This is a genomic window from Streptomyces sp. NPDC049837 (assembly GCF_040674455.1).
Classification (GTDB): domain Bacteria; phylum Actinomycetota; class Actinomycetes; order Streptomycetales; family Streptomycetaceae; genus Streptomyces.
The window spans coordinates 472,223-492,809 of record NZ_JBFAMP010000002.1; the positions used below are offsets into that span (position 1 = coordinate 472,223).

The following is a 20,587-nucleotide window of genomic DNA, read 5'->3' on the forward strand; positions in this document are numbered from 1 at the left end:
ACCAACGTAAACCGGACACCTGTTCCCTGGATAGCCCCATCGACGCTGCGCGATGGACCCCATGCGCACGGTCACCGGCGTGGTGGGGTGGCCGGGGCCGTGCGGCGGGTGGCGCGGCGGCGCTTGAGGGCGCGGCGCTCGTCCTCGGTCGTGGCGCCCCAGACGCCCGCCTCCTGGCCGGACTCCAGCGCCCACTCCAGGCAGGGTTCCCGCACGGGGCAGCGGCGGCACACGGACTTCGCGTCCTCCGCCTGGAGGAGCGCCGGGCCCGTGTTGCCGATCGGGAAGAAGAGGTCGGGGTCCTCGTCGCGGCACACGGCCCGCTGGCGCCAGTCAGTCATGGAACTCTCCCAGTCCGTCGAATGGTTCGTCTTTCCGGGTCGCCGCTGGGGGAGGGACTGAAACAGATCGACGCGGGATGAATCAGGCTTGTGTGACGCGCAGCCGTACGGGCGCGGTGGCCGCCGGCTCCGGCAGGCGCAGCCCGTGGCGGCCGGGCGTGAGCGAGCCGAGGACGCTCGGGTGCCGCGCGCCGGTGCACGCCGGGACCGTCCCGGCGAGCCCGTGGACGGTGAGGAACCCGAGCACCGCGAACGCGTACGCCTCCTTGGCGGCCGACGGCAGCCCCAGCTCGTCCGAGCGGCGCAGGGGGATGCCGTCAAGTTCCTTGCCCAGCACGGCCATCAGCACCGGGTTGCGGGTGCCGCCGCCCGAGGCGAGGACCTCGGTCGCCCCCACGGACCTGACGGCGCCGGCCACGGTCCGCGCGGTGAGCCGGGTGAGGGTGGCCACGACGTCCTCCACCGGGAGCGACTCGTACCCGGCAAGGGCGGCCCGCAGGTACGGCAGGTGGAACCGCTCCTTGCCCGTCGTCCTGGGCGGCGGCTGCGCGTAGTACGGATCGTCCAGCAGCTTCCGCAGCAGCGCCTCGTCGACCCGGCCGCGGGCGGCCAGGGCGCCGTCCTCGTCGTACCCGAGCCCGCCGCCGGTGAAGTGCCGCACGGCCGCGTCGATCAGGGCGTTCGCGGGCCCGGTGTCGAAGGCGACCGGGGGCCCTGTCCCGGCGGCCGCGGTGATGTTGGCGATGCCGCCCAGGTTGAGGGCGACGGGCACGCCGGGCCGCCCGCGCAGCCACAGCACGTCCACGATGCTGACGAGCGGTGCGCCCTGGCCGCCGGCGGCGACGTCCCGGGTGCGGAGGCCGGACACGACCGGGCGGCCGGTCGCCTCGGCGATCCAGGCCGGCTCGCCGAGCTGGAGCGTGCCGTGCACGGTGCCGTCCCCGGCCCAGTGGTAGACCGTCTGGCCATGGGAGACGACGAGGTCGGCCCGGCCGCCGCACAGCTCCTCGTCGGCGCGTACGGCGAGGGACGCGAAGGCCTGGCCGATCCGGGTGTCGAGCCGGCACACCTCCCGCATGGTGGTGGCCGCCGGGGGCAGGGCCGCCGCCAGGGCCGAACGCAGCTCGCCGGGGTAGGGGGCGCTCACCATGCCCAGGGGCGCCAGGACGAGGGCGTCGCCGTCCAGCGACAGATCGGCGGCCGCGGCGTCGACGGCGTCGTACGACGTACCCGACATCAGCCCGATGACCCGCATGACCCTCCTCAGTCGCGCAGCGCGCGGCGGTGGTCGTCGCCGCGCAGCGTCGCCAGGGCGAGGGCGCTGACGGCGCAGGTGGCGGCCACGTAGTACGCGGGGATGTCGGCACTGCCGGTGCGCTTGATCGTCTCGGTGATGATGAGGCCCGCGCAGCCGGAGAAGACCGCGTTGGACAGCGCGTACGCCAGCCCCAGGCCGGTGTACCGGACCCGGGTGGGGAACATCTCGGCGAGCATCGCCGGCCCCGGCCCCGCCATCAGGCCGACGACCGCACCGGCGGCGCACACGGCGAGGCCCTTGGCGGCCGTCGGGGCGGCCGGATCCTGCAACAGGTCCAGCAGCGGGAACGCGGCCAGTGCGGCCACCGCCGCACCCGTCACCATCACCGCGCGCCGCCCCACCCGGTCGCTCAGCGCGCCCGCCGGCAGGATCGCCGCCGCGAAGCCCGCGTTGGCGAGAACGGTGGCGAGCAGCGCCTGCCGGAACGTCGCGTCCAGGACGCTCTGGAGGTACGACGGCATGACGACCAGGAAGGTGTACCCGGCCGCCGACCAGCCCATCAGCCGGCCCGCGCCCAGCGCGATGGCCCGCACCGTCTCCCGTGCGGGGGCGGCGGCCGGTTCCGCCCGCCCCCGCCGCCGGAAGGACGGCGTTTCCTCCAGCCTCAGCCGCAGCCACAGGGCGGCCAGCCCCATCGGCAGCGTCAGCAGGAACGGCAGCCGCCAGCCCCACGACCCGAGCTGAGCCTCCGTCAGTACGGTGGCGAGCAGGGCCGCCGCCCCGGCGCCCCCGAGCAGGCCGAGCGCCACGGTGAAGGACTGCCACGCCCCGTACAGGCCACGCCTGCCCGGCGGGGCGAACTCCGTCATCAGGGACACCGCGCCACCGAACTCCCCTCCGGCGGACAGGCCCTGGACGATCCGCAGCAGCGTCAGCAGCCAGGGCGCGGCGGCGCCGATCGTGGCGTACGTGGGCAGCAGGCCGATCATCGTCGTGGCGGCCGTCATCAGCAGCACGACCAGGATCAGCGTGGGGCGCCGCCCGATGCGGTCGCCGACGCGGCCGAAGAGCGCCGCGCCCACCGGCCGGAAGAAGAAGGCCAGCGCGAACGACGCGTACGTCCGGATCAGCGCCTCGGCGTCGCCGCCGCCCTCGGGGGTGAAGAAGTTGGCGGCGATGACGGTGGCGAAGTAGCCGTAGACGCCGAACTCGTACCACTCGATGAAGTTGCCCACCGAGCCCGCCACCAGCGCCTTGCGCGAGCGCGGTGGCCCGGAAGGCCCGGTGGGCCGGTCCGATGAGTCCGACTCGTCGGCGGGGCCGTGCACGGAGGTCGTCATGCGGTGCCCCTTCCGGCGTCTGCGGCTACGTCATCGTTTCCCTGCCCTCCCCACCGAGGAAACGGTCCAGCAGCGCGTCCAGGCCGACCGCGAGGACCTCCTCACCCGCGCGCTCGGCGAGGGCGGGCACGGTGGCGCGCAGATGGGGCAGCTCGTGCACGGGCATCCGGTGCAGACCCAGCCGGATCGCCGGTTCCGGTTCGTCGGGGTCGTCCACCACGGCGGTCAGCTCCACGAAGACGTAACCGAGGGCCCACGCGATCACGGCCCGGTAGGCGAGCTGCGTACGGTGGTCGTCCAGCCCCGCGTGGAAGAGCGGCGCCAGGATCCGTTCCTGGACGCGCAGCACCGCCCGTGGGCGGCGGGCCAGCGGCACGGCGAGCATCCGGGTGGCGAGCAGTGGGACCACGTGCGGGTGGCGCAGCGCGACGCGGTGCATCTCGCGGACCGTGTGGTGGAGTTCGCCGCGCCAGTCGGTGTGCGAAGGTGCCGCGTCCGAGGGTGCCGTATCCGTATCCGAGGGTGCCGCGTCCGAAGGCGCCGCCAAGGTGTCCAGGAGCTCGGTGAACACCGCCTCGACCAGCCCGTCGAGCAGCGCGTCCTTCCCCGCCGCGTACCGGTACAGGGCCATCGCCTCCACGCCCAGCTCCGCCGCCAGCCGCCGCATGCTCAGGGCGGACAGGCCCTCCCGGTCGACCAGCGCGAGCGCCGTGGCCAGCACGAGCTCCCGGCTCAGCCGGCCGCGCCGGCTTTTTCGCCGCCCGGAAGCTTCCTGCTCGGGCATCCCTTGACCCTCGTCACGTAGCGGAGCAAGGTGTACATATACGCCGTAAATATACCCGTTCGGGCGAATCTAGACCCACCGGCAGGTCACCGTGGAGCCGATCACACGTCTGGGACAGTGGCTCCGGCCGAACGGCAGGCAGGCGCCCGACCGAGGGCCCGGCCCGGTCACCGGGCGGAAGCAGTCACCGGTCTCCGCGCCCCGCCTGATGGTGCTCTACGTCCTCTTCGTGATCCCGTTCACCGTCGTCTACCTGACGGTCCCGGAACGGCACACGAGCATGTGGGCCGTGATCGGGCTGGCCGGGGTCGCGGCGATCCTCATCGGCATCCGCGTCCACCGCCCCGCGAGACGCTGGCCGTGGCTGATGCTCGCCGCGGCGAACCTGACGTTCACCGCCGGGGACACCACGTACAACATCCTGGAATCGGTCTTCGGCCAGACCAACCCGTTCCCGTCGATCGCGGACGTCTTCTACCTCTCCACCTATCCGCTGTTCGCCGCCGGGTTCTTCGGGTTCATGCGCTACCGCACCGAGTCCCGCGACATCGCCAGCCTCCTCGACGCCCTGATCCTCACGTCCGGGCTCGCCCTGCTGTCCTGGGTGCACCTGATCAACCCGCTCACCATGGCCGGGGGCGAGACCTGGATCCAGCAGGCGGTCGCGCTCGCCTATCCGCTCGGCGACGTACTGATCCTGGCCATGATGGTCCGGCTGCTCACCCTCGGCGGCACACGGGAGCGGTCCGTCCAGCTCCTCGCCCTCGGTACGTGCGGCATCCTCACCTCGGACGTCCTGTACGGGCTGCTGCAACTCCAGGGCACCTGGCGGGTCGGCACGTACATGGACCTGGGCTGGGTGGTGTTCTTCACCGCCTGGGGCCTGGCCGCCCTGCATCCGTCCATGGTGCGGCTCACCGACCGGGTGCCCCAGCCCGGGCCCGGGCTTGCCAAGCGCCGGCTCGCCGTCCTCGCCGGGGCGTCGCTCATCGCGCCCGTCATGCTGCTGGTCGAGGCACTGCTCGGTACGGTGCGGGACGCCGCCATCATCGCCGTGTTCTCCGCCGTGATGTTCCTGCTGGTCATGGCCCGGCTGTGGGAGCTCGTCTCGCAGCACCGCCGGGCCGTCACCCGGGAGCGGAGCCTCCGCGTGGCCGCCGCGTCGCTCGTCGGCGCGGTCACGCCCCGGGACGTCGCACGCTGCGTCGAGACGGCCGCCGCCACCCTGTTCGGCGCCGACGTCCAGCACCAGGCCGTGCTGCTCGCCGTGGACGCCGACCGGCGGCTGCGGCCCGTGACCACCGCCGGACGGCCCTGGACCCGGAGCCTGGACATCCCCGCCGACGCCCTCGGCACCGTCGGCACCTCCGCCCCTGCCGCCACCGACACGTCCCTGGCCCCCGAGGCCCCGCCTGAGCCGGGACCGGCGGCCGGACCGGCGGCTGAGCCGGGGGCCGGGCCCGGCCCGGGGCCTGTCGCCGACCTGGGGCCCCCGCCGCGCACACCCCTGGGCGCGGGCCCGCCCTCGCCCAGGACACGGCCCGGCCCCGCCCGCGAACCCCGGCCCCTCGCCGGAGCGCCGTCCCCGGTCAGGTCGCCGGGCCGCGCCGGAGAGGTCCCCCGCGCGGGGCACGCAGCCGGCCCCCTGCCCCCCGCCGGGCCGGTGACGGCGCCCGCCGGGCAACCGGCCGCCGCCGGGCAACCCGCCGCCGCCGGGCACGAGGCGGCCGGCGCGCCGGGGCGGCTCGTCGACGGGACGCGGCTCGTGGAGGTGGCCGCGCTCGGGCCGGAGGCGGCCGCGGCGCTGGCGCCGGCCACGCGGGTGATGCTCAGCCCCCTGACGCTGGAGGCGCCCCAGGCGGTCAACCCCCTGATGGGCGCCCTCCTGGTGGCGGGCCCGCGCCGCCGGCTGGAGCAGCTCGGCGTGTCGGTCGAGTCCCTCGCCTCGCAGGCCGCCCTGGCCCTCGAACGCGTCGGGCTCAGCGAGGAGATCAACCGCCGCCGGAGCGAGGCGTACTTCCGCACCCTCGTGCACAACGCCTCCGACGTGATCCTGATCGTCGACGACGACGACACCGTCCGCTACGCCAGCCCCTCCGCCCAGGGAATGTTCGGCGGCGCCCTGCTCAGCGGCACCCCGCTGGCCCGGCTCGTCGACGGACAGGACCGCGAGCGGGCCGGCCGCACGCTGCGGCGGGTACGGTCCGGCGACGCCCGGGACCTCCACGACGACTGGCGCGTGCTGCGCCCCGACGGCCAGCGGCTGGACGTCGAGGTCCGGTGCAGCAACCTGCGCCACGAACAGACCGTCCACGGCATCGTGCTGACCCTCCGGGACGTCACCGAGCAGCGTGAGCTGGAGCGCGAGCTGACCCACCGCGCCTTCCACGACTCGCTGACCGGCCTGCCCAACCGGGTCCTGCTGCTGGAGCGCATCGAACGCGCCCTGCTGCGCGGCCGCCGTGACGGGACGCTCAGCTGCGTCCTCTTCGTCGACCTCGACGACTTCAAGATCGTCAACGACATGATGGGCCACTCCGTCGGCGACGAGCTCCTCGTCGCCGTCGCCCGGCGGCTGACCGCCGCACTGCGGCGCACCGACACCGCGGCCCGCCTGGGCGGCGACGAGTTCGCCATCCTGATGGAGGGCGCCAGGGGCCCCGAGGACGCCGAGAGGCTCGCCGCACAGGTCGTCGACGCCCTCGACGAGCCGTTCCGCCTCACCACCGGCTCGACCAGCGTCTCCGCGTGCGTGGGCGTGGCCACGGCCCGCGACAGCGACGAGGCGGAGGAGCTCCTCGGCCACGCCGACCTCGCCCTGTACGCCGCGAAGACCGCCGGGAAGGGCCAGTGGCAGCGCTACCGGCCCGACCTGCACGCCGGCATGGTCGAGCGGCACGAGCTCCAGGCCGGCCTGGACAGCGCCATCAACGAAGAGGCCTTCGCCGTCCGCTACCAGCCGATCGTCGAGATCAACGGCGGCGCGGTCGCCGGCTTCGAGGCGCTGATCCGCTGGCCCCGCCGGCGCGGCCTCGTGCCGCCCGACCAGTTCATCACCCTCGCCGAGGAGACCGGGCACATCATGCCGCTCGGCGCCTGGGTGCTCGAACGCGCCGCGGGCGACGTCGCCCGCTGGCAGCGCGACCACCCCCGCACCCCGCCCCTGTGCCTCAACGTCAACGTCTCCGCACGCCAGTTCATCGACCCGGGCTTCGTCGAGGACGTGCGACGGGTCGTCGACACATCCGGGCTCGCGCCCGGTTCCCTCGTCCTGGAGATCACCGAGTCCGTCCTGATGCGCCGCGACGAGCAGATCCGCATGGCCATGCGGACGCTCAAGCGCCTCGGCGTCTCCATCGCGATCGACGACTTCGGTACGGGGTTCTCCTCGCTCAGCTACCTGCGCGAGTTCCCCATCGACGTCCTGAAGGTCGACAAGTCGTTCATCGACGACATCGTCACCGACGGCCAGCAGGTCGCGCTCGTCGAGGGCATCGTCCGCATCGCCGACGTCCTCGGCCTCCAGGTGATCGCCGAAGGCATCGAGAACGCCGGCCAGCGCGACCTGCTCGGTGCCATGGGGTGCAGCTTCGGCCAGGGCTACCTCTTCGCCCGGCCGATGACCGCCGACGAGTCCCGGCGCTTCCTGTCCGTGTCCGGCGAGAGCCAGGCGTCCTCCCTCGTCGGCAGGCGCGGCGAGCGGCGGACCGTGACCCACCCGGTGGCCCGAGGCGAGCAGCGCGTCGGCGACCTGTCGCGCCTCCAGAAGTCCAGCCGCATGTGCGACGCGGTCATCGACGAGGTCCACGGCCGGCGCATCCGCTGCGGCGACCAGTGGCTGGCCGACTTCGCCTCCTGCAACTACCTCGGGTTCGACTTCGACCCCGAGATCATGGACGCCATCGCGCCCTACGTACGCCGCTGGGGCACCCACCCGAGCTGGTCCCGGCTCATCGGCAACCCGCGCCTCTACACCGACATCGAGGAACGGCTCGCTGGCCTGCTGCGCGCCCCGGACACCCTCCTGCTGCCGACCATCACCCTCATCCACTCCTCCGTGATCCCCGTCCTCGCGGCGGGCGGCCAGGTGTGCGTGGAGGCCCGCGCCCACCGCACCATGTACGACGGCTGCATGGTCGCCCGGGGACAGGGCGCGTCGGTACGGCGCTTCCACGGCGACCGCCCCGACGAGCTCGAGCAGTTGCTCGCCTCCGCCCCGCCCGGCGTGGCCCGCCTCGTCTGCATCGACGGCGTCAACAGCATGACCGGGAACCTCCCCGACCTGCCCGAACTGGCCCGCATCTGCCGGGCCCACGAGGCCCTGCTGTACGTCGACGACGCCCACGGCTTCGGCATCATCGGCGAACGCGGCCCAGGCGAGACCTCGCCGTACGGCTCCCAGGGCAACAGCATCGTGCGCCACATGGCCGAGTCGTACGACGGCATCATCCTGGTCGCCGGGTTCTCCAAGTCGTACTCCTCGCTCCTGGCGTTCGTCACCGCGCCCCCCGACCTCAAGGCGCACCTCAAGGTCGCGGCCGGGCCCTACCTGTACTCCGGCCCCTCACCGACGGCATCGCTCGCGACCGTCCTCGCCGGGCTCGACGTCAACGCCCGGCGCGGCGACGCCATCCGCGCCGACCTGCACCGCAAGACGCAGCGCATCCTGGACCACGTGCGGAGCCTCGGCGTCGCCACGCCGAACACCGACGGACTGCCCATCATCGAGATCCCGCTCGCCGATAGCTGGGACCTCGACGCGGTCGGCGACTTCCTGTGGGACCACGGCATCTACGTCACGCTCGCCGGCTACCCGCTCGTACCGCGCAAGCAGGTCGGCTTCCGCATCCAGGTCACCGCGCTCAACACCGACGAGCACATCGAGCAGCTCAACCACACGCTCACCGAACTGGCCGACCGCTTCCCGCTCCAGCAGCACCTGTCCGCGACCACACCGCCCGAGGGGTGGTCGCCGTGACCGACCCCCGCTACGACGACGGCCTGCCGCCCCGCCGCCACCGCTTCAACGCCGACGCGGACTGGGACCAGTGGCCCGTCACCGCCTACCTGGCCGAGAACTACCGGCGCATGCACGCCTCCGACGCGGCCGTCATCCGCCACCACTCGGCCTTCTACCGCCAGTTCCCCGCCGACGGCGTCGCCCGCTCCCTGGAGTTCGGCGCCGGCCCCAATCTGTACCCGCTGATGCCCGCCGCCGCGGTCGCCCGCCGGATCGACGCCCTGGAACCCAGCGCCGCCAACGTCGCCTACCTCGCCGGCCAGCTCGACCACCCCGACCCGAGCTGGGACCAGTTCTACGCGCTGTGCCGCGAACTCGACCCACGACTGCCCGCGAACCTCACCGACGCCCTCTCCCGGGTCCGGGTGCTGCACGCCGACGCGACCGCCGTCCCGGCCGGCGCCTACGACCTGGCGTCGATGAACTTCGTCGCCGAGAGCGTCACCGAGGACGCGGACGAATTCGCCGGACTGTGCGGCATCTTCATCCACGCCGTACGCCCCGGAGGGCACCTCGTCGCCGCGTTCATGGAGAACATGCCGAGCTACCACATCGGCGCCGGCCTGACCTGGCCCGCCTTCCCCGTGGACACGGCCGCGGTACGGCACGTCTTCGCCCCGCACACCGAGCGGCTCCAGGTCACCCGCGTCGACAAGGACCCCACGCTGCCGGACTACGGCGACACGGGGATGGTGCTGCTCCAGGCGGCGCGGATACCGGCCGACGACGACGAGTAGCGGCGTGACCTCAGCGGTCCAGCAACTCCCGGTAGAGGCCGGTGTACCGCGCCGCGAACCGCTCGGGCCCGAAGCGCTCCTCCACCGTGGCCCGGCCCTGCTCCGAGAGCACCTGCCACCAGTGCGGCCGGTCCAGCAACTGGCGCAGCAGATGGCCGGTGCGGCGCGCGTCGCCGACCGGCGCCCGCAGCACGGTGTCACCGAGCGCGGCGAACTGCGGGTGGTCGCCCACGATCACCGGACGGCCGGTGCTCAGCGCCTCCAGCACGGTCAGCGGGACGTCCGACTTGACGCCCAGCACGCGCGGCACGAACAACAGCACGTCCGCCGACGCGACCAGTTCCCGCATGTCCGGTACGTACCCGAGGACTTCCACGTCCCGCAGCCCCTCCCGCTCCGCCAGGGCCAGTACCGAGGCGCCGTACGCCCGGACGTGGTGACCGGGGCGGGGGCGCAGCGCCAGCGTCAGCCGGAACCGCGCCCCGGCCCTGGCGGCCACCCCGGCCGCCCGCACGGCCTCCTCGGCGCCACCGTGCGGGCCGTGGTGGCCGACGACCAGCACCCTGGGCGTGGGCCCCGACGGGCGCGGCATGTACGGCCACCGGTCCAGCCGGACCACCGGCGGCACCACCAGCACGTGGCCGAAGCCGGCTGCGCTCAGCTCCCTCGCGGTGGCCGAGGACAGCGCCACCGTCTGGCCGAGCGGACGCGACCGGCGCGGCAGCCGCGGGTCATGCACGCCGGGCACGGTGTGCAGCACCGGCGTGCCGCGCAGCAACGGCGGCCACAGCCGGGAGAACAGCGGAAAGGCGTCGTCGATGGCCAGCACCACATGGACGAGGTCGACCCGGCGGGCCAGCACCACTCCGGCGGCGGCCGTCTGGAGCCGCTTCAGGCCCTGCGGCAGGACGTCCGGGACGGGCAGGGGCACCGGCCGGCCGCGCGCGACGGGCCGTTGGCCGCGCCGCCGTGGCCACCGGGCGAACCAGGTGAAGTCCACGTCCGCCACCGCCTCCGCGACGGCCGTGGCGAGCTCGGTGTCGGCCCCGTTCCGGCGGTCGAGGGGGCCGCTGGTGAGCAGCAGCACGCGCGCGCGGCGCGCCCCGGCGGTCATGGCCGGGCCGGCCGTCGGAGCGTGAGGGGCCCGGGGGCGACGGCGTTCCCGGTCCGGTGGGACCAGCACCGGACCGGGAACAGCGGCGCCGCGATGCCGAAGGCCGTCGGCGAGCGGGCGTCGCGAGGCACCAGCGCGTACGCCCGCGGCCGGCCGGCGGCCGGTCTCGGCATCGCTTCCCCGGGGATGGCGGCCGCAGCGCGGAGCGTCCGCATCCGCCCGCGAACCTGCGGCCACCTGACATGGATCGTGGTCACGTGCCCGGGCCCGTACCCCACGCCGGTGGAGAGGGCGACGGCGAGCACGCGAAGGAGGGCGAACCTGCCCGTGAGCAGCGCCCGGTACCGAAGAGCCGCGACGTCACCGGCCGCGGTGGAATGCGCCCCTGGAGCCTGTGCCCCTTGTGCCGCGCGGAAACGTGCCGCGCCGGGACGTGCCGCGCGGAAACGTGCCGCGCCGGGACGTGCCGCGCCGGGACGTGCCGCGCCGGGACGTGCCGCGCCAGGACGTGCCGCGCCAGGACGTGCCGCGCCGGGACGGGCCCCGGGGGCTGTACCGCCGTCGCGGCCGCCTTCCGGATCGCCGTCGCAATCGTCGTCGCGACGCCGTGCCGTGGCGTGCGAGGCGACGGCGCGGCTGCGGCGGCGACGTGGCGCGGAACGCGGCCTGCGCACGGCCGCGCACCGTGCGGTGGCGGCGAGCGCCAGACGGTCGGAGACCCGGCGTGCGGGATGGGCGCCGGCCTGGTCGGAGACAGGGGCCGCGGCGACAGGCCAGTCCGTCACCCGTCGCAGCGGGTGCGGAGCATAAGGCGCCGGATTCCGGCGCGCCTGGACGGAGGACACGAGGGACCTCTTCCTGCGACGTGCCTGCCAGGAACTGGCCTGCTTTTTCCATCCGTAGCACACCCCCCAGGGCCCGTCAATTCAGGAGTGGAAAACCATGGAGAGGGCTGGCAAGTCATGCGGTTGCGGGATGCTTCCCGCCGCCCGGGGGGACCGGGACTAGAATTCCTGTCATGGCCGGGCGAATCGAGGACTACGCCCTCATCGGAGACCTTGAAACGGCGGCCCTCGTCGGCAAGGACGGGGCGATCGACTGGCTGTGCGTGCCACGTTTCGATTCCCCCGCCTGCTTCGCCGCGCTCCTCGGCACCGAGGACAACGGCCACTGGCGTATCGCCCCCGCCGGGCGGGAGACGTGCAGCCGGCGCTCGTACCTCCCCGACACGCTCGTCCTCGAAACCGTCTGGGAGACCGCCGGCGGGACCGTGAAGGTCACCGACTTCATGCCGCCCCGGGGCGGGCTTCCGCAGGTCGTGCGGCGAGTGGAGGGCGTGTCCGGACGGGTGGACATGCGCGGGGACATGAGCCTGCGCTTCGACAACGGACGCATCGTCCCCTGGACCCGCACGGTCGACGGCCGGACGGTGGCCGCGGTGGCGGGCCCCGACTCGACGCTGCTCAAGACCGACGCCCCGGTGGACATGTCCGTCACCAAATCCCGTACCTCGTGCGCGTTCTCGGTTTCGGCGGGGGAGCGGGTCACCTTCGTCCTCGGCTGGAGCCCTTCGCACCTTCCCGCACTCGTCCTCGCGGACCCCGAGGCGGCACTGGACGGCACCCTGGAATTCTGGCGCAATTGGGCCGCGAAATGCCTGTACCAGGGTCCGTGGCGCGACGAAGTCGTCCGTTCCCTCATCACCCTGAAAGCGCTCACCTACGAACCCACCGGCGGAATCGTCGCGGCCGTCACCTCCTCCCTCCCGGAATTCCTGGGCGGCGAACGAAATTGGGACTACCGCTTCTGCTGGCTGCGCGACTCCACCTTCACGCTCTCGTGCCTGCTGCGCTCCGGATACCGCGAGGAGGCCGTCGCCTGGAAGGACTGGCTGGTGCGCGCCATCGCGGGCGAACCGTCCGACCTCCAGCCGCTGTACGGACTCGCCGGACAGCGGCGGCTCGTCGAGGCCACCGCTCCCTGGCTGTCCGGTTACGAGGACTCGCGCCCCGTACGGTTCGGGAACGCCGCGGTCGACCAGCTCCAGCTCGACGTCTACGGCGAGGTGCTCAACACCATCTACTCCGCGCTCCGCGCCGGGGTCACCATCGACATCCAGGTGTGGCGCCTGATCGCTTCGTTCATGGAGTACCTGGAGAAGCACTGGCGGGAGCCGGACGCGGGGCTGTGGGAAGTGCGGGGCCCGCGACGCCACTTCGTCCACTCCAAGGTCATGTCGTGGGTCGCCGCCGACCGCGCGCTGCGTATGGCGAGGGTCGCCGGCCTGCGCGGATCGGCCGAGCGCTGGCGCGCGATGCGGCAGGACATCCGCAAGGACGTCCTGCGCCACGGCTGGGACGACGAACAGGGCTGCTTCGTGCAGTACTACGGCTCGCGGCGGGTCGACGCCGCGGCGCTGCTGATGCCCCGGCTCGGCTTCCTCCCGCCCGACGACCGCAAGCTGCGCGGCACGCTGGAGGCGGCCCGGCGGCTGGACCACCACGGCTTCCTGCGCCGGTACGCCGAAACGGGCGATGAGGGCCGGGTGAACGAGGTGGACGGACTGCACGGCGGTGAGGGCACGTTCCTGGCCTGCTCGCTCTGGTTCGCGGACTCGCTGGCCATGACCGGCCGCCGGGACGAGGGCCGCGAGCTGTTCGAACGCGTCCTGGACGTACGCAACGACGTCGGGCTGCTGTCGGAGGAGTGGGACCCCGTCTCCCGCCGCCAGCTCGGCAACCTGCCGCAGGCGTTCAGCCATGTCGCTCTGGTCAACACGGCGTTCGCCCTGCACGGCACCCGCGCGACGAGCCGCGACGGCCACGGCAGCCACGGCGGCCGGAACGGCGACGGCGGCGGCGGGAACGGGAACGGGAACGGCGACGGGAGCCGCGCGGGGAGCGGCTCCCGTGTGAGGGCGGCCCGCTGAAGGGCGTCGCCCGTCATGTTCCGTTGGTCGCGTCGGGCTGTCTCTGCCGGCGCAGCAGGGCCGAACCGGCCATGGCCGCGGTGAGCGCGGCGCACATCACGGCGACGGCGCTCGCCCAGCCGAACGAGCGGCCCACACTGCTCTCCAGCAGCTCGAAGGCGCTGCCGCCCGACACCGCGTGCAGGGCGACGACCCCGACGGCCGTCGCGCCCGCGGCCGCCCAGACCCGCACGGTGTCCCGCGCACCCAGCCACAGGCCGAGCACCAGGCACAGCAGGGTCACGGCGAGGGCCACCGTGTCCGTGTTCCCGCCGGACCGCAGCCCCGCGAAGTCCGTCGGCAGGTGGATGACACCGCAGGCGAGCAGGGCGGCCGCCGCCGGCCAGCGAAGGCCGGAGCGCAGGGCCGGTGAGGTCTCACCGGCCAGGTCCGCCACGGTGACCGGCTTCTCCAGCGACGGCGCCGGCTGGCCGGACGCGGTCACCGAAGCGGACCGGGGCGGCCGGACGTTGGGGTTCTCGGGCACGGTGATGCTGCCGTCGCCCGCCTTCTGTCCCACGGCGGGCCCGGGCGCCGGCCTCGGCCGGGCGTCGGCGTCACCGGTGCCGAGGATGCTCACCAGCTCGGCGACGTCCTCGATCGGCCTGCCGACGGCCGCCGCACGCAGCGCCGTATCGGCCTCGTCGAGCGGGTGCCCGGCCTCGTTGAGCATCGCGACCAACTGCCGCACCTCGTCCAGGGGCCGCACCACAGCGGCCGCGCGCAGCGCCTCGTCCGCGGGGCTGGATACCGCTCCGGTGCTCTTGAGCAGGGCCACCAGCGCGGCGACCTCCTCCAGCGGCCGGTAGGTGGCCGCCGTCCAGAGCAGCGTCCTTATGGGCTCGTCGCTGTCGTCGCCGTTCTCGGCCGCGCTCTTCGCACCGGCCAGAACGGCGTCCACCAGCGCGGCGTCCACCGGCCCCGCACCGGCGCGCACGGCCTCGGCTGGGGTGCCTTCGGCAGGGGCGCCGGGGGCGTCGTCGGCGCGTGCGGCGGCCTCCGTGGCGGGGGCCGGCGGGGGCGCGTCCGAGGGGGGCGTGTCCGACGGGGGCGCGTCCGGCGGGGGCGCGTCCAGGACCGGCGCCGCCGCCCGGGGGGCCGGATCGGGCTCGGCGGGAGGCGCCGTCTGGGGGCGTGGCGGCTCGAACGGCACGGTCTCGAACGGCGCGGTCTCGGGGCGCGGCGGCACCGCGGCGGACGACGCGGGCGACGCGGGCGACGTGGGTGTCGCGCCCGTCAGGGGCGCCGTCCCGGGGCGTACGGCATCCGGGTACGTGCCGTTGGTGTGCGTGCCGTACGTGCCGTTCGTGTGCGTCGTCCCGGCCTGGGCGGCCCCGGCGTGGGGGGCGGCCGGGGCCGCCGTCCCGGCCGGCGCTTCGCCGGCGGATGACGCGGCGCCGAGGCGTACGGCGTCCGCGTAGGCGGCGTCCACGGGCCCGGTCGCGGCCTCTCGCGGGTCGCGCGCGTCACGCGACGGGTGGGGCGGGTCGGGTGGCTTCGCCCGGTCAGGGGCCCCCGCCGAGGCGGGAGTTGTGGTGTCGTCGGTTGTCATGGCGTGGCTCCGTTCGCCGGACTCCGGTGAGGCACACACCGTGTCGGTCGTCGTGCGCCGCTCGGGCGCAGCGGGTTTGCTCCATCTAATGGGCAAGCCGGTCAATTGCGCCATCCGGGAAGGGCGGACGGAGTACCCGCCCGGGTTCCGGAGGTTGAAGCGTGTACGGAATGGTTGCGCTTTCGCAGTTTGCACGTCGTGCCGGACTGCGTTCCACTGGAAGTGGAAGAAAGCATTCCTTTCCGCATAAGGGGATGGTGGCATGACGTCACGCGAGCACGTGGTCCAGGACCGGACGAAGGTGCTGGCCACCGACATCGAAGCGGCCCTCAACCCGGGCGAGGCCGAAGGCTTCTACCGCGACACCCGCGAATGCGGGCTCCTCGCCCTCCAGGGCGGGAAGGCGCAGTTGCTCCTGGCGCCTCCGACGCCGCGGCCGAAGAAGGGTTGAACGGGCAGTGGCCTCCGCTCGCGCGAGCTTTCGCTCGGCGGTCGGGGGCCCGCCCGCTTGTCGCACCCGCGCCAGGCGGGTCCCCCGAAGGAGGCCGCGGATCTTTTGCGTCCCCCGCGGCACCGGGTTCCACTAGAAGTGGAATCAAATTTTCCTCTCCATATCCAGGGATGGTGGCATGACGTCGACCGACCAAGAGCTCCGGGACCGGACCAGGGTCCTGGACAACGACATCGAAGAGGCCCTCAACCCGGGCGAGGCCGAAGGCTTCTACCGCGACACCCGTGAATGCGCGGCTCTGGCCCTCCAGGGCGGAAAGGTCCAGCTCCTGCTGGCCCCTCCGGCGCCACGCCCCAAGAAGGGCTGAGGAGCAACTGCATGGAGGAGAACGGCACTTCGACCCCACTGGCGGGCGCTGTGCGGGACCTCTCCGCCCAACTGGTCTCCGCTCTGGCGAGCGGGGGCCATTCTCCGGTCTCCGCCGGCACGGCGGTCACCATCGGGGACGACGACCTCGGCCTCGCGGCCGTACGCGTCGTGGGCGCGGACGTCCTGCTGCCGAGCGTCCTGCACCGCGTCCCTCCCGCCGCCGTCGACCTCGCGGTGTGCGAGAAGGCGGTCCTCGCCTACCCTCCCGGGCCCGACGCCTCGGCCGGATCCCGCTGGAGCCACTGGGCCATGACCCGCACCCTCGCCGACCTGGGCGCCCCGGCCGCCGGCGGGTGGCCCGACGGCGCGGAGCCGGACACCACCTGGCTGGAGGACCTGCCCTGGCAGGCGCTGACTCACCACCTGGCCCTCCTGGCCGCCCTCGCCGTCCCCTCCGCCGACACCGCCGTCGCACGCGTCGCCGAGCGCCGCACCGTGGACGTCGCCCGTGGCTTCGTCCGGGCCGTACGGCGCCGGGGCTGGCTCCAGGCGGCGGGCGCCGGTCGCTGGCTGGCCGTGCTCGACGGCGTACCCGACACACTGGGGCTGGACGCCGGGCTGGACTTCGTCGCCCAGATGGTCGCCGACAACCCCCGCGTGGCGCTCCAGCTGCACGCTGCGCGCCTGCTGCGCGCCGCCGCCGGGACGGGGCCGCTGTGACGGCACCGGCGGCACCGGCCGGGCTCACGGACGTACGGCGGCTGGCCGAGGCCGCCCTGGGCTGGCTGTCCGACAACCGCGCCGGCTTCCGGCTGGGGGACGACGCCCTGGGCGCGGGGGGCGACGTCAACCGGTCCTGGAAGCCCTTGGGCGAACTCGCGCAGATGTGCGTCTGCGTCCGCAGCCACACCCGCCCCGGGACCTTCCTGCACGACACCGCCACCGACCTGCTCCACCACGCCTGGCGCGAGACCGGCGACGGGGCGCTCTTCCTAGACCTGCAACGGCTCGAACCCTGTGCCCCGTACCCGCTCGAGGTGTACGCCGCGTTCGCCTCCGGCGGTCTGCGACACCCGGCGTACGAGGAGTTCGCCGCCGGTGTCGTGCGCACTCGCAGCTGGCGGACGGCGGAACTGCTGCCCAACCGGCTGCTCAGCATCCTCAACTCCGAGCGCCGCACGGGACTCACCCCCCACCGGCCGCTCTCCACCGTCCTGCGCACCACCTGGCTGGGCGGCCTGCCCGAGCCGTGGATGTTCGAGCAGGCCGCCGGGTACACGCTCACCCACGTGGTCTTCCACCTCACGGACTGGGGCCACGACGTGCACGGCGTACCGGCGGACATCGCGGCGTACCTGGAGACGTGGCTCCCCGCCTGGCTCGACAGTTGCGTGGAGGCCCAGCACTGGGACCTGTGCTGCGAGTTGCTCGCCGTCGCGGCCGCCCTGCCCGAGCCTCCGTCACCGGAGCTCACCGAGGACGCCTGGCGGGCGGTGGCCGGGGCCCAGGACGCCACGGGCGCGCTCACGGAGGTGGGACACGGACCGCAGGGCGAGGAGGTCCCCAGAATCTTCCGCAACTGCTACCACTCCACTCTGGTCGCCGCGTTCGCCGCCACCCTGACCGCCGCCCGGCGCCCCGAGGACCGGGGCCGTGACGACCCGAGCCGTGACGACCGTAGCCGTGGCGACCGGAACACCGACGTGACACCCCGCCCAGGAGCGCCGGAATGACCGCCGAAACGACCGCCGCCGACACCCGACTCGTCCACACGGTCGGTGTGGGCGCCATCGAGTGGCTCTACGAGCACCGCGACGGATTCCGGCTGGAACCGGACGCCGACCCGGAGACCGGCTTCCTGGAGCGGTTCAAACCGGTCGGAGAGCTCGCCGTGATCTGCACGGTGCTCTTCCGCGAAGGAGTGGCCGGCTCCCGCCAGGCCGACCTCGCCCGCAAGCTGCTCGACCACGCCTGGCGCGAGGTCCTGGACGGCGGCCGGATGCTGGTACGCGGCCAGCGCGTGGAACCGATCTCCCCGATCCCCTTCGAGGTGTACGTCCCCTTCCGCGAACTCGGCTACAGCCAGCCGGAGCTGGAGCGGGCGGTCCGCCTCAACCACCGGCTCGCCTCCTGGGCGGGCCTGGAGGTGCTGCCCGTCCGGAGGCTCTGCCTCAGCACGTTCGAGCGCCGTTTCGGACTGCCGCCGAGCCTCCCGGAGGACGAGGCCTTCAGCAGGACCTGGCTCGCCCGCACACCCGAACCGTGGACGGTCGACACCCGTATCGGGTACGACATCACCCACACCGTCTTCCACCTCACCGACTGGGGCGAGAACCCCGGCGGTCTGCCGCTCCCCATCGCGGACCACCTGGCCCTGTGGCTGCCCGTCTGGCTGGACGACTGGCTGGACCTGGAACGCTGGGACCTGCTCGGCGAGCTGCTCGTCGTCGACGCCTGCCTGCCCCGCCCCACGCTGGACGCGGCCGCCTGGGAGGGCCTCGCCGCCGCCCAGCAGCCCGACGGTGCCGTGCCCGCCCTGGGAGCCATGCCCGACGGCGACCCCGAGGACGTCTTCGACATCGTGTACCACTCCACGCTGGTCGCCGCCTTCGCCTCCGTACTGGCGATGTCGCGCGCCCTGGGGCAGCTCACCGCCGAGGCGCCCGCATGACCGACGCCGGGAGCCTCGACGAAGCCGTACGCGCGGTCGACGCACCCGACGTCGTCTTCGCCCTCTCCCGGCACGGCCGCCGCACCGTCCGCTGCGGCGGCACCGCACCGCCCCCGCCCGTCCCGCGTGACCGGCTGCGGTACGAGATCGGGTCGGCGTCCAAGACGTTCACCGGCCTGCTGCTGGCCGACCTGATCCAGGGCGGCGTGCTGTCCGGCAACGACCCGGCCGCCTCCCTCCTGGACCCGGGCAGGCCGCCCGGCCGGCACCCCGCCACCGTGAGGCACCTGATGACCCACACCTCCGGACTGCCCCCGCTGCCCGCCGACTTCTACCCCCAGGCCCTGCCCCGCTGGTTCACCAACCCCTACGCCCACTACCCGCCCGAACGGGTCGTCCGCGCCTTCTTCCGAGCCCGCCTCCGCCACCGGCCCGGCACCCGGTGGCGCTACTCCAACTTCGCGGTCGCCGTCCTCGGGCACGCCCTCGCAGCCGCCACCGCCACCCCCTGGGAACGGCTCCTGACCGACCGGGTCCTCGGCCCCCTCGGGCTCCACGACACCGCACTGCGTCCCGCCGCCCCCGGCCCCGCCGCCCCCGGCCCCGCCGTCCCCGGCACCGACGCCACCGGCCACCGCACCGACGGCACCACCCCCGTCCCGCCCCTGCGCATCGGCGGCTTCCAGGCGGCCGGCGCCCTCCGCGCCACCCCGCACGACCTGCTCACCTTCCTCGAGGCGCACCTGGAGGCGCCCCGGCGCCCGGACGGCTCCCCGCTCACGGCCGCCCTGCGCGAGGTGCGCCGCCCGCTGCTGCGCCGCGGCATCGGACACGCGCACACGCACACGCTGGCCTGGTTCCAGCACCCGGCCGACGGCGGCGCGACCATGTACTTCCACATCGGGGCGACCAGCGGGCAGGTGGCCTTCCTCGGGTTTCGCCCCGACACGGGCACGGCGCTCGTCGCCCTCTCCACCCGCCGCTACCGTCGCGAGGACGCCCTCGTCCCGACCGCCTACGCGCTGCTCAGCTCATCGCCCGGCCCATCGCCCGGCACATCGGAGGACCACCCATGCTGACGACCGACTTCGCGCCCGGCACCCCCAACTGGATCGACCTCGGCGCCCCCGACACCGATGCCGCCGTCGCGTTCTACTCCGCCGTGTTCGGCTGGACGTTCCAGTCCGCCGGCCCCGACGCCGGCGGCTACGGGTTCTTCCAGCGCGACGGCGGCACGGTCGCCGCTCTCGGGCCGCTCACCGAGGAGGGCGCGAGCCCCGCGTGGACGCCGTACTTCCACACCCGCGACGCCGACGCCACCGCCAAGGCCGTCGGGCAGGCGGGCGGTACCGTACGCGTCCCGCCGATGGACGTCTTCACCGCCGGGCGGATGGCCGCCTTCACCGACCCCACCGGCGCCGGCTTCGCCGTGTGGCAGCCGGGCGACACCAAGGGACTGGAGACGGTCATGGAGCCCGGCACACTGTGCTGGACCGAACTCCAGAGCACCGACGTGCCGGCCGCGAAGGACTTCTACCGCTCGGTCTTCTCCTGGGAGTACCAGGACATGGACATGGGCGGCGGCATGGTCTACTCCGTCGTCTCCTCGCCCGGCGGCGGCAAGGCCGGCGACCCCGGGCAGGGCGGCATCATGCGGCGGCCCGAGGAAGGCCCCGCGGCCGCCCCCGGCTCCGCGTGGTACCCGTACTTCGGCACGGCCGACTGCGACGCCACCTTCGACACCGCCACCGGCCACGGCGCCACGGCCCTGGTCCCGCCGACCGACCTGCCGGGCGTCGGACGCCTCGCCATGCTCAAGGACCCCGCGGGCGCCACCTTCGCCCTCATCAAGGGCGACCCGTCCACGGCCTGACACCCGGCCGCTGCGCCCGCACCAGCGCCTCGCCGGCGCGTCCGAGCGGCAGTACAGCACCGACCGCCCGGCGAACTGGCCGGTCACGCCCTGGGGTTGCACGCCTCCG

Annotated in this window: 16 protein-coding genes; 10 read left to right on the top strand and 6 right to left on the bottom strand. The window is 74.0% G+C overall.

What is annotated here, in order from left to right; genetic code table 11:
• Positions 1-71: 71 nt before the first annotated feature.
• The 4 genes from AB0J57_RS06650 to AB0J57_RS06665 form a co-directional block, all read right to left on the bottom strand.
• On the bottom strand, positions 72-341 hold the full coding sequence (locus AB0J57_RS06650; RefSeq protein ID WP_366126890.1) for a WhiB family transcriptional regulator: 270 nt from the start codon (positions 339-341) through the stop codon (positions 72-74).
• Between the two features lie 82 nt (positions 342-423).
• Complete coding sequence (locus AB0J57_RS06655) at positions 424-1,596, bottom strand: anhydro-N-acetylmuramic acid kinase (protein ID WP_366126891.1); 1,173 nt, start codon at positions 1,594-1,596, stop codon at positions 424-426.
• Between the two features lie 8 nt (positions 1,597-1,604).
• Positions 1,605-2,939, bottom strand: coding sequence for an MFS transporter (locus AB0J57_RS06660; RefSeq protein WP_366126892.1), 1,335 nt, complete (start codon positions 2,937-2,939; stop codon positions 1,605-1,607).
• Positions 2,940-2,964: 25 nt separating this feature from the next.
• Complete coding sequence (locus tag AB0J57_RS06665) at positions 2,965-3,723, bottom strand: helix-turn-helix domain-containing protein (RefSeq protein WP_366126893.1); 759 nt, start codon at positions 3,721-3,723, stop codon at positions 2,965-2,967.
• 91 nt (positions 3,724-3,814) lie between these two features.
• Between AB0J57_RS06665 and AB0J57_RS06670 the strand changes: the two genes are divergently transcribed.
• Together AB0J57_RS06670 and AB0J57_RS06675 are read left to right on the top strand one after the other, a co-directional pair.
• Complete coding sequence (locus AB0J57_RS06670; RefSeq protein WP_366126894.1) at positions 3,815-8,701, top strand: aminotransferase class I/II-fold pyridoxal phosphate-dependent enzyme; 4,887 nt, start codon at positions 3,815-3,817, stop codon at positions 8,699-8,701.
• On the top strand, positions 8,698-9,480 hold the full coding sequence (locus AB0J57_RS06675; RefSeq protein ID WP_366126896.1) for a class I SAM-dependent methyltransferase: 783 nt from the start codon (positions 8,698-8,700) through the stop codon (positions 9,478-9,480). Before AB0J57_RS06670 ends, AB0J57_RS06675 begins: the two co-directional genes overlap by 4 nt.
• A 10-nt stretch (positions 9,481-9,490) precedes the next feature.
• Here AB0J57_RS06675 and AB0J57_RS06680 read toward each other — a convergent pair whose 3' ends face one another.
• A complete protein-coding gene (locus AB0J57_RS06680) occupies positions 9,491-10,594 on the bottom strand; it encodes a glycosyltransferase (RefSeq protein WP_366126897.1) in 1,104 nt (367 codons plus the stop codon).
• A gap of 1,018 nt (positions 10,595-11,612) precedes the next feature.
• Between AB0J57_RS06680 and AB0J57_RS06685 the strand changes: the two genes are divergently transcribed.
• Positions 11,613-13,523 (top strand): glycoside hydrolase family 15 protein, encoded by a 1,911-nt coding sequence (locus tag AB0J57_RS06685; protein ID WP_366126898.1) that lies wholly within the window; start codon positions 11,613-11,615, stop codon positions 13,521-13,523.
• A 13-nt stretch (positions 13,524-13,536) separates the two neighbouring features.
• Here AB0J57_RS06685 and AB0J57_RS06690 read toward each other — a convergent pair whose 3' ends face one another.
• Positions 13,537-15,114 carry a hypothetical protein gene (locus AB0J57_RS06690; RefSeq protein ID WP_366126899.1) on the bottom strand — a complete coding sequence of 526 codons (1,578 nt, stop codon included), beginning with the start codon at positions 15,112-15,114 and terminating at the stop codon, positions 13,537-13,539.
• A gap of 262 nt (positions 15,115-15,376) precedes the next feature.
• Here AB0J57_RS06690 and AB0J57_RS06695 point away from each other — a divergent pair, with 262 nt between their 5' ends.
• From AB0J57_RS06695 to AB0J57_RS06725, 7 genes are all read left to right on the top strand, one after another.
• Positions 15,377-15,565, top strand: a complete 189-nt coding sequence (locus tag AB0J57_RS06695; protein ID WP_366126900.1) for a hypothetical protein — start codon at positions 15,377-15,379, stop codon at positions 15,563-15,565.
• A 178-nt stretch (positions 15,566-15,743) separates the two neighbouring features.
• A complete protein-coding gene (locus AB0J57_RS06700; protein WP_366126901.1) occupies positions 15,744-15,932 on the top strand; it encodes a hypothetical protein in 189 nt (62 codons plus the stop codon).
• Between the two features lie 11 nt (positions 15,933-15,943).
• Positions 15,944-16,654, top strand: coding sequence for a hypothetical protein (locus AB0J57_RS06705; protein WP_366126902.1), 711 nt, complete (start codon positions 15,944-15,946; stop codon positions 16,652-16,654).
• Positions 16,651-17,667 carry a hypothetical protein gene (locus AB0J57_RS06710; RefSeq protein ID WP_366126904.1) on the top strand — a complete coding sequence of 339 codons (1,017 nt, stop codon included), beginning with the start codon at positions 16,651-16,653 and terminating at the stop codon, positions 17,665-17,667. Before AB0J57_RS06705 ends, AB0J57_RS06710 begins: the two co-directional genes overlap by 4 nt.
• Positions 17,664-18,605, top strand: coding sequence for a hypothetical protein (locus AB0J57_RS06715; protein ID WP_366126905.1), 942 nt, complete (start codon positions 17,664-17,666; stop codon positions 18,603-18,605). The genes AB0J57_RS06710 and AB0J57_RS06715 overlap by 4 nt, the downstream gene beginning before the upstream one ends.
• Positions 18,602-19,684, top strand: a complete 1,083-nt coding sequence (locus tag AB0J57_RS06720; protein WP_366126906.1) for a serine hydrolase domain-containing protein — start codon at positions 18,602-18,604, stop codon at positions 19,682-19,684. Before AB0J57_RS06715 ends, AB0J57_RS06720 begins: the two co-directional genes overlap by 4 nt.
• Positions 19,678-20,478 (top strand): VOC family protein, encoded by an 801-nt coding sequence (locus tag AB0J57_RS06725; protein ID WP_366126908.1) that lies wholly within the window; start codon positions 19,678-19,680, stop codon positions 20,476-20,478. The genes AB0J57_RS06720 and AB0J57_RS06725 overlap by 7 nt, the downstream gene beginning before the upstream one ends.
• Positions 20,479-20,587 lie beyond the last annotated feature (109 nt).